General features: G+C 68.1%; 14 protein-coding genes. 6 read left to right on the forward strand and 8 right to left on the reverse strand.

The genetic code is table 11. The annotated features are described in order from the left end of the window. Positions 1-112: 112 nt before the first annotated feature. Positions 113-1,306: an MFS transporter gene (locus DFO63_RS03100; RefSeq protein WP_101765669.1), complete on the reverse strand. Its 1,194-nt coding sequence runs from the start codon at positions 1,304-1,306 to the stop codon at positions 113-115. Between the two features lie 93 nt (positions 1,307-1,399). Here DFO63_RS03100 and DFO63_RS03105 point away from each other — a divergent pair, with 93 nt between their 5' ends. Then, positions 1,400-2,329: a LysR family transcriptional regulator gene (locus tag DFO63_RS03105; RefSeq protein ID WP_119006421.1), complete on the forward strand. Its 930-nt coding sequence runs from the start codon at positions 1,400-1,402 to the stop codon at positions 2,327-2,329. A gap of 93 nt (positions 2,330-2,422) precedes the next feature. Here DFO63_RS03105 and DFO63_RS03110 read toward each other — a convergent pair whose 3' ends face one another. Then, complete coding sequence (locus DFO63_RS03110) at positions 2,423-3,880, reverse strand: amidohydrolase family protein (RefSeq protein WP_119006422.1); 1,458 nt, start codon at positions 3,878-3,880, stop codon at positions 2,423-2,425. Between the two features lie 51 nt (positions 3,881-3,931). Continuing rightward, positions 3,932-4,633 carry an ankyrin repeat domain-containing protein gene (locus tag DFO63_RS03115; RefSeq protein ID WP_049443350.1) on the reverse strand — a complete coding sequence of 234 codons (702 nt, stop codon included), beginning with the start codon at positions 4,631-4,633 and terminating at the stop codon, positions 3,932-3,934. Between the two features lie 122 nt (positions 4,634-4,755). Here DFO63_RS03115 and DFO63_RS03120 point away from each other — a divergent pair, with 122 nt between their 5' ends. Together DFO63_RS03120 and DFO63_RS03125 are read left to right on the forward strand one after the other, a co-directional pair. Next, positions 4,756-5,637, forward strand: a complete 882-nt coding sequence (locus DFO63_RS03120; protein ID WP_101765672.1) for a LysR substrate-binding domain-containing protein — start codon at positions 4,756-4,758, stop codon at positions 5,635-5,637. Positions 5,638-5,774: 137 nt separating this feature from the next. Then, entirely contained in the window at positions 5,775-6,212 is a 438-nt protein-coding gene (locus DFO63_RS03125; RefSeq protein ID WP_014037546.1) for a DUF3806 domain-containing protein, read from the forward strand. A 115-nt stretch (positions 6,213-6,327) separates the two neighbouring features. Here DFO63_RS03125 and DFO63_RS03130 read toward each other — a convergent pair whose 3' ends face one another. Continuing rightward, positions 6,328-7,488, reverse strand: a complete 1,161-nt coding sequence (locus tag DFO63_RS03130) for an amidohydrolase family protein (protein ID WP_119006978.1) — start codon at positions 7,486-7,488, stop codon at positions 6,328-6,330. Between the two features lie 185 nt (positions 7,489-7,673). On the opposite strand from DFO63_RS03130, the gene DFO63_RS03135 reads away from it, so the two are divergent. Beyond that, on the forward strand, positions 7,674-8,315 hold the full coding sequence (locus DFO63_RS03135; protein ID WP_101765673.1) for a hypothetical protein: 642 nt from the start codon (positions 7,674-7,676) through the stop codon (positions 8,313-8,315). An 80-nt stretch (positions 8,316-8,395) separates the two neighbouring features. Here the strand turns inward: DFO63_RS03135 and DFO63_RS03140 are convergent, their stop codons facing one another. Beyond that, positions 8,396-11,122: a TonB-dependent receptor gene (locus DFO63_RS03140; protein ID WP_119006423.1), complete on the reverse strand. Its 2,727-nt coding sequence runs from the start codon at positions 11,120-11,122 to the stop codon at positions 8,396-8,398. 216 nt (positions 11,123-11,338) lie between these two features. Here DFO63_RS03140 and DFO63_RS03145 point away from each other — a divergent pair, with 216 nt between their 5' ends. Then, on the forward strand, positions 11,339-11,938 hold the full coding sequence (locus DFO63_RS03145; RefSeq protein ID WP_182474385.1) for a GNAT family protein: 600 nt from the start codon (positions 11,339-11,341) through the stop codon (positions 11,936-11,938). Here DFO63_RS03145 and DFO63_RS03150 read toward each other — a convergent pair. Both DFO63_RS03150 and DFO63_RS03155 read right to left on the reverse strand, forming a co-directional pair. Next, positions 11,935-12,714 (reverse strand): CDP-diacylglycerol diphosphatase, encoded by a 780-nt coding sequence (locus tag DFO63_RS03150; protein ID WP_101765674.1) that lies wholly within the window; start codon positions 12,712-12,714, stop codon positions 11,935-11,937. The genes DFO63_RS03145 and DFO63_RS03150 overlap by 4 nt on opposite strands. Positions 12,715-12,782: 68 nt before the next feature. Next, on the reverse strand, positions 12,783-13,442 hold the full coding sequence (locus tag DFO63_RS03155) for a hypothetical protein (RefSeq protein WP_049443347.1): 660 nt from the start codon (positions 13,440-13,442) through the stop codon (positions 12,783-12,785). Positions 13,443-13,613: 171 nt separating this feature from the next. Here DFO63_RS03155 and DFO63_RS03160 point away from each other — a divergent pair, with 171 nt between their 5' ends. Further along, positions 13,614-13,910, forward strand: coding sequence for a hypothetical protein (locus DFO63_RS03160; protein WP_014037553.1), 297 nt, complete (start codon positions 13,614-13,616; stop codon positions 13,908-13,910). A 46-nt stretch (positions 13,911-13,956) separates the two neighbouring features. Here DFO63_RS03160 and DFO63_RS03165 read toward each other — a convergent pair whose 3' ends face one another. Beyond that, positions 13,957-14,841 (reverse strand): hypothetical protein, encoded by an 885-nt coding sequence (locus tag DFO63_RS03165; RefSeq protein WP_049443346.1) that lies wholly within the window; start codon positions 14,839-14,841, stop codon positions 13,957-13,959. Positions 14,842-14,897 lie beyond the last annotated feature (56 nt).

Here is a 14,897-nt window from a genome sequence, read left to right on the forward strand (position 1 = left end):
CGCAACCGCCCCCCCCCCCCCGCCTACCTACAGGAAACCCGCTGTTTGTGCTGCCGCCGGCCAGCGGGCGGCACTACCGCAGGTGCAGGGCTACAAGCCCTGCCGCCCCCCCTTACTTCAAACGCAGCAGCAGGCTGCCGCCCGCACACACCACCGCCAGCCAGGCCACACCGTGCCACCCCCACTGCGCCAGCGCCAGGCTGCCCAGCGCACCACCGGCGGCCATGCCGATGAACATGCCCGTGAACAGCAACGCATTGAGCCGGCTGCGTGCCGGCGGCACCAGTCCGTAGACCAGCGTCTGGTGCGCCACCAGCGCCGACTGGAAGCCGAAGTCGAACAGCAGCGCACTCACCACCAGCAGCGATAGCAGCGCGGCGGCCGGCAACCAGGTTTCGGCCAGCAGCAGGCCGAAGCCCAGCAACGCCACCGCGATCGCCAGCCGTGCCACTGCATGGCAGCCCAAGCGATCAGCGAAACGTCCCGCAAACGGCGCGGCCAATGCGCCGGCGGCACCGGCGATGCCGAATGCACCCGCTGCGGCACTACCCAGCCCCAACCGTGCATGCAGCATCAGCGCCAGGGTCGACCAGAACGCGCTGAAGCCCACCGCCAGCAACGACTGGCTGGCCACCGCACGGCGCAGCTGCGGCTGCTCGCGCCACAACGCCAGCAACGAACCCAACAACGCCGGATAGCGCAGCGTGCTTGTCGGTGCGAAGCGCGGCAGCGCACGCGCCATCACCGCTCCCATCGCCGCCACTGATACCGCGGCCAGCACGAACTGCGTGCGCCAACCCCACGCCTCGGCCACTACGCCACTGACCACCCGTGACAACAGGATGCCGAGCAGCAGGCCGGTCATCACCCGGCCGACGATCTGGCCGCGCTGCGCATCCGGCGCCAGCACCGCTGCAGCCGGCACGATGTCCTGCGCCAGCGTGGCCATCAGCCCGACCAGCAGGCTGGCCATCAGCAGGCCCGGCAGGTGCCCAGCCATCGCTGCAGCACCCAACGCCAACGCCAGCAGCGCGGACTTCAACAGGATCAGGTTGCGGCGGTCGAACCGGTCGCCCAACGGCGCCAGCAGCAGAATGCCAACCGCATACCCCAGCTGGGTGAAGGTCGGCACGAGGCCGGCGGCGCGCTCGCCGGCGCCGAGGTCCTGGGCGATCAGGCCCAGCATCGGCTGGCTGTAGTACAGCGAGGCAACCGAGAAGCCGGCGCCGGCTGCCATCGCCATCACCAGCGGGGTGGAGGGCGCGGTCGCAGGTGCGGCGGCGACAGACAACGAGGGGGTAGACATGGGGGAGTCCGGTGCAGGAAGTGGGCGTATCCTGCCCGTATTCGCCAGGCGTCTGTAGTAGGCTCGCGCACATACCCTTCATACGTTGCACGCATGAATGACCTCGCCAACGGCGCAGATCGCCTGGATCTGCTGCGCACCTTCCTGCGCATCGTCGACGCCGGCAGCCTGTCTGCCGCGGCCGTGCAGCTGGGCACTACCCAGCCGACAGTCAGCCGTCGCCTTCAGGCCCTGGAGCGACAGCTCGGCCTGCGTCTGCTGCAGCGCTCCACCCATGGACTGCAGCTGACCGAGGATGGCCTCCGCTGCCAGCGCCATGCGCAACGCGTGGTCGACGAATGGGAGTCACTGCAGGCCGAACTGCACGGCGAACCGGAAACGCTGCGCGGACGCCTGCGGGTGATGGTGCCGCACGCCTTCGGCCAGGCGCAGCTGCTGCCGACCATGCTCGCGTTCCTCGCTCAGCACCCGCAGCTGAGCCTGGAGTGGATCCTGGAAGATCGGCGCCCGGACTTCATCGCAGAAGGCATCGACTGCGCGGTGCGCGTGGGCCCGGTCGACGAACCGCGCATGGTCGCGCTGCCGCTTGCCGAAGTACCGCGCATCGTCGTGGCGGCGCCCTCGCTGGTGCAGGCCACCGCGATCAGCACACCGGAACAGGCGCAGGCACTGCCATGGATCTCACTGGTCACCTACTACCGCGAACGCCTGCTGCTGCATGACGCACAGGGCCGCGCGCATACCCTTTCGATCAGCCCGCGCCTGCTCAGCGACAACCTGTTCGTGGTGCAGCAGGCTGCGCGCGCCGGGTTGGGAGCCGCCGTGGTCTCGGCCTGGCTGGTAGCCGAAGACCTCGCACAAGGCCGGCTGGTACAGCTGTTGCCGGACTGGCAGGCCCCGGCACTGCCGGTACACGTGGTGTTTCCGGCCGCGCGCCAGCAGCCGCCGCGGCTGCGCGCCTTCATCGAAGCGATGAAGGCCGCATTGCCGCAGCTGCACGGAATGCGGCCGGCACCGCGCTAGGCCACCGGTCGCATCATCCACGCCATGCGTGGATTCCGTTCGAGGCCCCAGGGTCGGATCCCTTCCCACCGGGAAGGGCTCTGACCCTGTCCATCATTGCGCCTTCGCAGCCTCTGCATTCCACGCCGCGACCTTGGCCTTGGTATCTGCAAGCATCTTGTCCAGCGCGGCGCGGTCATACACGTTGCCACGCAGGATCACGCTGTCGATCTTTTCGGTGGCGGCAATGTCCTGCAGCGGGTTGGCGGTCAGCAGCACCAGATCGGCGGCCTTGCCCTGCGCGACACCACCATAACGGTTCATCTGGCCGAACCAGGCCGGGCCGGAACGGGTCGCGGCGGACAGCGCCTGCGGAGCGCTCAGGCCTTCCTTCACGAACAGCTGCAGCTCCTGGTGCAGGGCAATGCCCGGGAAATTGAACGAGTTGAGGAAGCCCGCATCGGTGCCGGCGATGATCGTCACGCCGGCTTCCTGCAGCATCGGCAGCACCGCCGCCACCTGGTGGTACTGCGCGTGGCGCGCTTCGATCTGCGCCGGCGTTGCCTTGGCGGCACGGTCGACGCGCCACTGGTAGGTCGCGCGCAGGCCCGGGCCGATGTAGGCCAGGTACGGATCGTTGGCGTGGTCATCCTGGTCGAGGTAGTCGAGGATGCGGCCGCCGTTGAGGGTCGGGGTCACGAATACGCCGCGCTTTGCGAAATCGCGGTAGGCATGCATCGCGGTGTCACGGTCGAAACTGGCGTCGAGACGGCGGTTGGCTTCGGCACGGTCGATGCGGCCAGCTCCAAAGTCGGCGGCAATCTGCCCCTCGTCCTTGCTGCCCGCCTTGAACGCGTAGTCCAGGTGCTCGATCGAGGCCAGGCCGGCATCGACCGCCTGCTCCACGGTCAGCGCCATCGGGATGTGGCCCGACGCCTTGAACCCGGCCTTGCGCGCGGCACTGGCCGAGTACAGGAACAGTTCCGGCTTCAGCGTACTGTCGGTGATCTTCACGAAATCGACCTTGTCGTGCTGCAGGCGGGCGATTGCCTTGTCGGCGTTCGCCTCGCTGCCCACTTCGATCGTGCCCTTCCAGACCGGCTTGATGCCTTCAATCTTCGCGCCCGAGCTGAGCAGGCGCGGGCCAAACAGCGTGCCCTTGGCGATCTCGCCACGCCACTGCAGCACCTGTTCGGGAAGATCACCGGAGCAATCGCGCACCGTGGTGATGCCGTGCGCGATGTACAGCGGCAACAGCGCCTTGTTCTCTTCGATCAGCGCCGGGCCGCCACCGAAGTGCACATGCATGTCCCACAGGCCCGGGATCAGGTATTTGCCCTTGGCATCGATCTGGCGGGCCGCGCTCCACTGGCTGCGCAGCTGTGCATCCGGACCGACGGCGACGATGTCCTCGCCACGGATCACCACGCTCTGCCCGGCCAGCGTGCTGGCGTGCTCGACATCGACCACGGTGGCATTGCGGATCAGCAGGTCGGCGCGCTCGGCGGCGGAGGCCGACAACGGCGCCACCGCAAGAAGGATGGCAAGGGACAGCGGACGGGAACGGAACATGGACGGCATCCTGGTAGGCACGACCCGCGTGCGGGTGGAAGGGGTTGGGGTTCAGCGCACCGCGCCGTGCTGGCGCAGCAGGGTTTCAATTCCGGTATAGCCGCGCTGGCGCGCATGGGCCAACGGCGTTACGCCATCGCCATCGGCCAGCTCCGGGTCGGCACCGGCATCCAGCAGCAGCTGCACGATCTGCACGTGGCGCGCGCCGCCATCGCCGAGCAGGATCGCTTCCAGCAGCGCGGTCCAGTGCAGGCGGTTGACATGATCGACCGCCACGCCCGCGCGCAGCAGCGTACGTACGGTGGCGACATGGCCGCGTTCGGCGGCCGGAATCAGCGCGGTGCCGCCATAGCGGTTGGTGCTGCGCAGATCGGCGCCGTGCGCCAGGGTCAGCGCCAGGATCTCGTCCAGGCCACGCGCGCCGGCGTACAGATAAGCGCTGTCCTGCAGCGCGTCCTTGGCATTGACGTCGGCACCGGCTTCGATCAGCTCGCGCGCGGCATCCACCTTGTTGCCATGCGTGGCCAGCAGCAACGCGGTGCGGCCCTGACCATCGCGCGCCTCCAGCGTGGCGCCATCTTCGATCGCCTGCCGCACCGCATCGGCGTCGCCCCGGCTGGCGGCGTCCCGCAGGCGCGCATCCGCGTCAGCCCTGGACGTGGCCGTGCAGGCAGGGGTCACCATGGCCAGCAGGCACAGCAACAGCACGCGCGTGAACTGCGCAGGCCAGGCGGGGGAACAATGGAAGCGCATGACGGTGTTTCCTCCTGTCCGTCGCCTCGGAACGCCGGGCGACGGTAGCAACAGCCGGGCATTGCCGGCCCCTGTCCTGCATGGTAGAAGTCGGCCTCGGTATCCAGAAGTGAAATGTTCAAATGCAAGACAGTGCCAAATCGAATAGAACCCTGTTCGAACTGGACCTGCTGCGGGCGCTGGTGATGGTGGCCGACTGCGGCAGCTTCACCACGGCGGCCACGCGCCTGCATTCGACCCAGTCCACGGTCAGCCAGAAGGTGCGCCGGCTGGAAGAACTGGCCGGGCATCGCCTGCTCGAGCGCGGGCACCGCGATGTGCACCCCACCGACGCCGGCCACACCCTGCTCGGTTACGCGCGGCGCATGCTCGACCTGAACGAGGAAATGGCACAGGCGCTGGCGGGCGCCACCGTGGAAACCGCGGTGCGCATCGGTGTCCCCGAGGACTTCGTCAACGCGCAGACCACACGCATGCTGGCCGCTTTCAGCCGCCGCCACCCACAGGTGAAACTGGAAATCAGCAGCGGCCTCAGCCGCGACCTGGCGCACGGCTTCGACCACGGCGAACTGGATCTTGTGCTGGTCAAGCAGCGGCGCAACAGCCGCCAGGCGGTGCACTGCCGCCGCGAGCCGATGCACTGGATCGACAGCCTGCGCAGCACTTGCCTGTTGCAGGACCCGTTGCCACTGGTCACGTTCCCACCCCGCGGGCTGTACCGCGACGAGATGATCCACGCCGTGGAGGCGCTGGGCCTGCGTTGGCGCATTGCCTTCACCAGTTCCTCGCTCAGCGGCATCCAGGGTGCGGTCGCCGACGGCATCGGCATCAGCCTGCTGCCGCGCCGTGCGGTTGCCCGCGATCACCGCATCATCGATGGTGAGCGCGACCTGCCGGTGATCGACAACTACGAGATCGGCCTCCTGCATCGCGCCGATGCCGATGATGCGGTGCGTGCGCTGGCCAGCGAGCTGTGGCGGCAGGTACAGCGCGAACCGGATTGAGCACTGCACTGCAGATCCACGCCACATACGGATGAAATCCGCGCATTGATCATCGACATCTGATCACGCCTGTCGCACGGAAATCACGCGTCGCCCCCTATAGTGCGCGCTGTTTCCGTGCTCCACGGCGCTTTGTGATGTCCGACGAAACCCCCGCCCGCTTCGACCCCCTGCCCGCCGCCCTGCAGACGCACCTGCAGCACCAGCGCTCGCTGATCGCCGCGCGCGTGGCCGCCGGCTTCCCGACGCTGCCGGTGCAATGGCCACTGGCGGCCACCACGCTGCAGCGGGTGGTCGATGCTGAGCTGATTGATCGTGACGACTGCGACGGCTGGGAAGCACTGGGCGTGGCGTTCGGCGATACCCTGGCCCAACGCGTGCCCGGCCTGGCCTGGATGCAGGTCACCGATGCCTGGGGCATCGACGCGGTGCTGCGCTACGCCGACAGCAGCCTGCAGATCGGCGCCAGCACACTGCTGCTCAAGCGCGTCGAACAGGGTGAGGTCATCGACATCGCCCATCTGCTGGCGTGGCTGGAAGAGTTCGTCGCTACCCGCGCCGACGATTACGCCTGAGAAGCCGCCGAGCATGGCTCGGCGCAACCGGAACTGGCGTGGCGTGATGGGTGGATCCACGCCATGCATGGATGGAACCACCGCGCGGCCACAGTCATCCACGCACGGCGTGGATCTACAGCCAGCGGCCGTCCATCACCACGCGTCGTTCCACCGGCACTGCAGCCACGGCCGCCGGACCGTGGTCGGCACGCACCGCGACGAACGTCGCCGGCTGGCCTTCGGCAATACCGTATTGCGGCAGCCCGATCACCTGCGCGGCATGGGTGGTGACCATGTCCAGCGCCAGCATCAGATCGGCATCGGTGTAGAAGCCCGAGCGGTAGCCCAGCAGCATCGCCCGCTGCAGCAGGTCGCCGTTGCCGTACGGCCACCAGCAGTCGCGGATGTTGTCGTTGCCGGCGAACACGCGCACGCCGGCATCATGCAGTGCGCGCAGCGGCGGGAACGGATGGTCGCCCGGGGCATTGCTCATGATCGCCACGCCCGCCGTCGCCAGCGCCTCGGCCACCTGCAGCGCGCGTGCCAGCGGCACTTCACCCAGCGCATAGGCATGGCTGACCGCAACGCGCCCCTGCAGCCCGGCGGCCCGCGTCCGCGCGGCGATGCGCAGCAGCTGGGCCAGGCCGGTCTCACCGGGCTCGTGCAGATGGATGTCCAGCTGCACGCCATAACGTTCTGCCAGACCGAACAGCAGCGCCAGTTGGCCTTCGGCATCACCATCGAGCGTGGTCGGGTCGATGCCACCGAGCACTTCCACGCCCGCGGAAAGCGCCTGCTCCAGTACGGCGGCGGTGCCCGGGCAGGACATCACCCCGGCCTGCGGGAACGCCACCAGCTGGATGCGCATGATGTCGGCGCAGCGCAGCGCCGCCTCGCGTACGGCCTCGAGGTGGCGCAGGCCAGTGCTGCCGTCGATATCGACGTGACAGCGCATCGCCACGGTGCCGAAGCCACTGCATTGGCGGATCAAGGCCTCGGCGCGGTCCGCCATCGGCGCGGCGGCCGCCACGGCGGCCTTTTCCACCGCCAGCCGCTCGCGCAGGCTGTTCACCGGCTGGTGCGGATGCCAGCGGTCGCCGACAAAGCTCTTGTCCAGATGAATGTGGCCATCAACCAGGCCCGGGAGGACGGCATAGCCCTGCAAGTCGACGCTTTCCGCCCCTTCGGCCGGCACGGCAGCGCCATTGAGTCCGTGGATGCGCCCCTCACGGATATGGAAATGCAGCGGTGCGCCGGCGCGGTCCACCGCACCGTGGACGAACTGAAGCGTCATCGGAAACTCCCGGAAAGCCAAGTCATGGCCGCCATCCTGCGCGTCGGCACCGCCATCGGCCAACGAAATATCTGGATGCCACACATTCATCAGAACGATGATTCCCCCTGCGACAACCGGTCGCAGCCATGCCGTGCACACGCCTGAACGGGTAACATGGGCGCCTGTTTCCGTTGTGATGCCGCATGGGCCCGTCCGACCGCCACGATCGCCTCCGCCGCTGGCAGGCCGCGTCCCTGCTGGCTGCTGCCCCGATCGCCAGCCTGTCCGCCACTGATGCGGCCGCCACCGCGCCGCTGCAGGCGCCGCCTGGCCAACAGCGCATCGCCCCGGCGGCGCTGGTCGAGCGCCTGCACCAGCGCGTGCTGTCCGGACAGAGCGCGACCGCCACCCTGGAACACTGGTGCGCCGAGCATGGCCTGGCCGAACAGGCACGGGTGCGCGCGGTGCGCGTGCACGGCCAGGACAAGACGGCACCGGCCGACGTGCTGCAGGCACTGGGCGCGAAACCCGGTACCGACCTGCGCTATCGCCGCGTGCAGCTGGTGTGTGGCAGCCGCGTGCTCTCCGAGGCCGACAACTGGTACCTGCCCGGCCATCTCAGCCCAGCCATGAACCAGGTGCTGGACAGCAGTGACGAACCCTTCGGCCGCGTGGTCGGCCCGCTCGGCTTCCAGCGCCAGACCCTGGCCGACCAGACGTTCTGGCCCCCGCGCGGTGAAGGCGACCACGGCGTGATCCTGGAAGTGCGCGCCCTGCTGCGCGACCGCCAGCAGCAGCCCTTCAGCTACGTCATCGAGTCGTACCTGCAGCAGGCGCTGCCCTAGGCGACCAGCGCGCGCCATCGCAGCGGATATCGACACAGCAGAAGGCCCGGCATTGCCGGGCCTTCTGTTTGCCAACCGGATCAGCGGAACCGGTAGTCCAGCTGCAGCCAGTACTGGCGGCCATAGGGATCGTAGTTGCCGACCGGATAGAACGGCCAGCCGCCTCCGTTCCTGTCCGCCGGCGGGCGGCTGTCACGCAGGTTGTTGACGATCACGCCGACCGACAGGTTCTCGCCGAACTGGCGGAACACGCTGGCGTTGTAAGTCATGTACGGTGCGATGCGGCCACTGCCATCGGTCTTCGGCAGCGAACCGAAGCGGTTGCCATACAGCGTGGTGGTCCAGTCACCCTGGTTCCAGGTGATGCTGCCGTTGGCCTTGCTGCGCCACTGGTAGTCATCCAGCGAGTTGCGGATGTCACGCTCCGGGTCATCGGAGAACTGCCGGTACGTGTGCTCCAGCACCACAGTGTAGGCCAGGCGCGTGGTGAAGCGCCCGTAGCGGCCGGCATCGAAGCGCCAGTTGCCCTTCAGGTCCAGGCCGCGCACCGACTCGGAGGCCGCGTTGATCGGGTTGATCAGCACGCGGGTTACCTGGTCCGGCTGCACCGTGGCGTTGGACGGATTGCGGATCACCCGCGACAGCGCGTCCTGGCACAACGGCGAGCCGATATCACGCGTCTCGCCGCCCAGCGTGCGGCCCAGGCGGCAATCGGCCTCGTCGCGCAGGATGCGGCTGGTATCGAGGCTGGTCACCTCGTTGTCGATGCGGATGTCGTAGTAGTCGGCAGTGAAATCCAGTCCGGACAGCGGCGACCAGACCACGCCGAAACCATAGGACTTGGCGGTTTCCGGCTGCAGCTGCGCGTTGGCACGGTTGCTGTAGTCGATCGACAGGCCGTTGTAGTCGCAGTTGTCATACGACTGGCCTGCGGTGCGGCAGCGCCAGTAGTCGGTCATGCCCGGGTTGTAGCCGCGGGTCTCGGTGGCGAACACGTAGTTCATGTCCGGCGCCCGGAAGCTGGTCGCAGCCGAGCCACGGATCAACAGGCTCTCGATCGGGCGGAACTCGACGCCGAAGCTCCACGTCGCCTTGCCGATGTGCTCGCCGCCTGCGCGGTACTGGTCGTAGCGGCCGGCCAGCGTGGTGGTCAGCGATTTCAACAACGGCAACTGCAGCTCCACGCCGGCCGCATAGCGGTCACGATCACCGCCGGCACCGATACCGGCGCTTGTGTTCCAGAACTCGCCGGTGCCCAGGCGCGGGTCCGGGCGGTTGCGGTAGCCCTGGCTGCCGGCCTCGACCACCGCTGCCAGCGCAGCATCGCCGCCCGGCAGCGCGAACAGGCGACCGTTGACGCTGGCGCTGAAGGTCTGCAGCCACGCCGCGTTGCGGCTTTCCTGGTAGCCGGACAGGCGGCCGTATTCCTCCGGCGTCAGCGGCTGGAACAGGCGCGACGGATCCGGCGCATAGACCTCCACGCCGTTGCGCACGCCCCGTTGCGGGCCGAGCAGGTACTCGTTGATGCCGGCCAGCAGCACCGGGCGGCGGGTGCGGTTCTCGTAGCGCGACCGGCTGTAGACCGCTTCATAGTCCCAGCCGCTGTCGCCGATCTGGCCGCGCGCGCCCACGTTGAACGACCACGAGTTCTCCAGGAACCGGTTGGCGTTGCGCGGCAGGCCCCCGATCTCTTCCGGCGCGAACCGGCGGTACCAGCTCTCCAGGTTGCCGGTGTTCTGGTTGTAGAAGTAGTTGCGCGACGACGTCCAGGTCGGGGCGCGGGTGTTGTTGCTGATGCGTGCGCTGCCCACCGCCAGGTCGGCGAACAGGTCGGTGTGCTCGTCCAGATGGAAGGTCAGCAGGCCGTAGCCATTGAGGTTGCGCTTCTCGGTCTGCACGGTCCAGTAGCTGGCGGCCGCCTCGTTGCTGCCGCAGTACGCGCCCAGGCGCGGGTTGTTGGCGCGGAACACGCTGCCGCCATAGATGCCCGACGCTGCGTCGCAGCCAGTGACGCCCGGATCGATGTTGCGACCGGTGGCCGCGTTGCGCCGATAGGCGATCGCCGTTGCCTGCGGTGCCTTGCCGGCCGGGTCATCGTCCAGCGAATCCATGAAGTCGCGCTGGCGCGCGTGGATCGCCTTGCGCACATCGAACTCGAAACCAAACAGGCCGTCCCAGCGCTCGCCGGACGTGCCGCCGACCACCTGCACGCGCTGGTTGTCACCGCCGCCCTGCTGGGTGCCACCGGCGCGCACGTTCACGTCCACGCCCTCGAAGCGGTCCTTGAGGATGATGTTGACCACACCGGCAATGGCGTCGGAGCCGTACACCGCTGACGCACCGGCAGCCAGCACTTCGATGCGCTCGATCAGGGCGCTGGGAATATTGGCCAGGTTGACCACGTTCACCGAGCCTTCGTAGGCCAGCGGGTAGTCGGCCTGGCGGCGGCCGTTGACCAGCACCAGCGTGCGGTTCGGGCCCAGGCCACGCAGGTTGATGGTGTTGGCGGCCGGCGTGAACGTATTGCCGAAGTCCTCGCCCTGCACGTTGCCGGTGTTCTCGGTCAGTGCACTCAGCGCGTCGAAGGCGTTGCGGTAACCCTGCGCGTCGATCTGCTCACGGCTGATCACCGTCACCGGCGAGGGTCCCTCGACACTGGCACGTGGAATGCGCGAGCCGGTGACCTTCACTTCCTGCAGTGTGGTGGGTGCGCTTTCCTGCGCGAAGGCCGGCAGCGAGACCAGCATCAGGGACGACAGCGCGAGCACCAGCGGACGCGGGCGCAACGCCTTGTGGGAGGCGGACATGGGCTTCCTGGAGGAGTGGGCGGGTGGTACGGGGAGCCGTGGCCTGTGCGACACATAACGATCCCGTAACGAAAGTGTCCTGAATGGGTGGTTTCAACGGAAATGACCAGCCCTGATGGGCTTATGCCTGAACCGAATCAGACGGGTCCAGAGCATGGCCGCACTTTTGCAATGAATTGCATGGCCTGGCGCGGCCGGCGCTTCCATCGTGCCGGGATGATCATCCGTACCCACGACACCCACCTCACCCCGTTGCGACCAGTCCTGCGCCGCCACCTGCTGCAACTGCAGGCCGTGCCGGTCACCCTCCGCTCGTTCCAGCGCACCGACCTGCCGCGCTGGCGCGCCTTCGACGATCGCCGCCAACGCGGCCAGCGGCATCCCCCCGGCGTCGATGAGGAGGCGCGGTTCCTCGCCAATATTCATCGCTCGCGCCTGCAGGAGGACAACGACCAGCTGGTGCTCGGTGTATTCGACGATACCCAAGGCGCCCTGCTGGACCAGTTGCACATCCGCCTGCAGTCCCTGCATTCGCGCTGTGCCGAGCTGCGGTCACTGCAGCACCAGCATGTCCACCCGCAGGCTGCCCTGCAGGCGTTGTGTCCCTTCCTGTTCGACGATGTCGGCCTGCACCGCATCTACGTGCTGCTGCCGCCGGGCTGCACCACTCCGTTCGCCAAAGCACTGCAGGCGCACGGTTTCACCCGCGAAGGCATCCTGCGCGACCACCATCTGGATGCGGAGGGATGGCATGACCGCCAGCTGCTGGCGCTGACCGCGCCGGCCTGGCGCAGCTGCCAGCAGCGGGTCGGCTAGCGCACCCGCTCCAGTGCCGTACCGGCACCGGTCAAGACCGTGCAGGCATGGTCCTGCAGCTCCTCGCCGCTGGCATCGTTGCCGCTGGCGGCGTCCACGCGGGTGGCCAGCAGGATGAAGCCGGGGCCGCCCTGCACGTCATCGCGTCCGGCCACCACCAGGCTCCACTGGCCCACATCGCCCACGCCGCTCAGGCCATAGGCCAGCAGGTTGAGCGGATTGGCGGTCAGTTCCGCACCGGGCAGCAGATAGGCCTGGTACTGATGCCCGCGCAGCGGCACCGGCAACGGTGACCAGCGCGGACCGAGCGCACCGGCCTGTGCATCCAGGGCCTGCAGCACATCCGCGCGCAGGCAGTCGACATGGATATGCAACTGGTGCTGCGAGCGGCCGTGCGGGGAATTCAGCGCCAGGCTGGCCACGCTGCGCGGCAACGGCTGGCCCAGGGCCTGTTCGGTACGACCGCGCGCCTGCCAGGCGGCCGCAAAATAGTTGGGTGCCCCACGCTGGTACAGGCCGTGGCTCTCGATGCCACTGACCTTGTCCAGCGGCATCAGCAGGAACTGGTAGTCACCGTGCGCATCCTTGACCAGCACGTCGCGGCGGTCGGCCGCGGTCTCCACCCGCAGGCAGCTGCCACGCGGGCCTTCCGCCGACTGGCAGTCACGCTCGATCAGGCGCCACAGCGCATCGGAATGGGCCGGCGGCGGAGGCGGCGCGCTCGCACAGGCGGACAACAGCAGCAGGGGCGACAGCAGCAGGGGGCGCAGGGACACGGCGGCGACTCACGGAACAGGCACGGCAGACGGCGCCGCGCTGCATTCTAGCCAGTACAGTGCTGCAATCAGTAGGTGCCGAACGGCACTTCAACCACGATCGGCGCCACGCCCTCGCCCACCTGCAGGGTGTAGCGGTCCAGCGCGCCATCGTCATCGGCATGCGGCTGGCGCTGGAAATGCAGGGGGTAACGGTCATCGCCCAGGCGCACGGCGCTGCCATCAGCCTCCAGGGCGGCACCTTCGGGAATCAGCAGCCCTCCCAGGTCGCTGTAGGCCCCCGGAACATCGGCGAAGCCATAGTCGGCCAGTTCGTCTACCCGCTGCATCGCATAGACATGCGGCAGGTAAGGACGCGCCGGACTGCGGCCATTGCTCAGGTCGGTCACCCAGGCCTGCGGCAGGTGGTACTGCTCGCGCAGCGCGGCCACGCCCAGCGACGGGCTGGCCACCTGCAGGCAGCACACCGCGCGCTTGCCCTCACGGTCCACAACAGCGAATCGATCGCCACGGGTCGCGGCCTGCGGCAGCATCGCGAAGGCCAGATTGCGCTGGGCCGGCGCGTAGCCGGCCTCGGTCTGCAGGTTGCGCCAGGCACCGAACACCGGCGCTTCCGCGGCTGCGGCCGGCACTGGCTCGGCCGCGGTGGCGGCAAATGCCACGCCCAGCACCGACACTGCAAGTACCATCATCGCCCTGCGCTTGTCGCGGAAACTGCCTGCCGTCATACCGTATCCAGCACCTGCACCGGAATGGCCCGGCCTGCCCGCTGGCGTGCTGCCAGTCATCCCTCCCACTATGCAATGACCATGCTGTGCCGGCAATGACCGGGACGCTGACGCCTTTCGCGCGCCGGGTGCTATCGTTCCCGCCATCTTCCCCTGCGCAGGAGCGCTCGCATGTCTGCATTCCGTCTGTCCCTGTTGCTGCCGGCCTCTGCCCTGCTGCTGTCGGCCTGTGTCAGCACCCCGGGCCCGCAGGTCAAGGGCACCGGCCACTGCGACGCCAGCCAGCTCGGCTGGGCGATCGGCCAGCCGGCCAATGAACCCAACATCCGCCGCCTGTCCAGCGAGAGCGGTGCCGGCCTGGTCAACCCGATCGGCCCCAACACCATCACAACCAAGGACATCCGCCACGACCGCCTGCGCGTGTACGTGGACAAGGACAACATCATCACCGCCACCCGCTGCGAATAAGCGCGGCAGAGGTTCTGTAGGGTCGAGCATGGCTCGACGCTACAGTTCAGGGCTCGGTATAGCCGGCGCAGTCCGGCAACGCCTGGTCGGGGTGGAATACCCCATCGCTGAAGCGGAACAGTCGCGTATAGCTGCACGCCGGGTCCTGTTCGGTGCGCAGGTCCTTCTTCTTCAGCGGGCCCTTGGCCAGCGAATCCTCGAAGCGCGAAACACCCGCCGGGAACCGGGTCGCAACCGTCTGGTAGCGCAGCACCGGCATGCCCTCTGCGGCCGTATCCAGCGCCAGCCTTGCCGAGAACCCGTACTCGTCGTGGCAGGCGCCTGCGCGCTGCTTCATGTCCTGCTCGCTGAAACAGGCGCGGATCATCGCGTTGCCCAGCCATGGCAGGGTCAGCACGTCGTCGTCCACCTGAATGTCTTCCTGCAGATGTCGCACGCGCGCCAGCTGCAGCGTGGATGCGTCGGCACCACCGCCCGAGTACATCGCGCTGAATTTGACGACACCGCCCACCAGCACGTTCTGGCGGGCGCGCTGCTGCGGATCGGTGACTGCTTCATCGCTGCCCACGCCCGGCGCCAACCGCACGATCCACGGCCACAGCGACAGCTCGCTTTCCTGCGGCACGTCGATGCTGACGTGGTAGACATGCGGTTTGCTTTCGCCGGCCACCTTCTCAGAGACCTCAAGCGAGGTTGGACGGTCACCGTCCTCGGCCACCGGCTGCACCCGCACGCACCAGGCACGATCGAGGGTGCAGTACTGCATGCGTGCCTCGCCCTGCCCGCTCGGTTCCAGCACCTGCCCCAATGGCTCCATCACGTTGCCGGCGGCGTCACGCTGCTGCGGCAGGATCGAGGGCTCCGCCAGCACCAGCAAAGGGGTCGCCAGCAATGCAGCGCACAGGGTCGTGCGGGCAACGAGGGTGGGCATGGGCGGCTCCTGCGGTTGGGCTTTCGATGGTAACCGCTGCCCCGGTAGAGTCGAGC

The sequence above is a fragment of the Stenotrophomonas sp. AG209 genome (assembly GCF_003550055.1).
In the GTDB taxonomy this organism is placed as follows: Bacteria; Pseudomonadota; Gammaproteobacteria; order Xanthomonadales; family Xanthomonadaceae; genus Stenotrophomonas.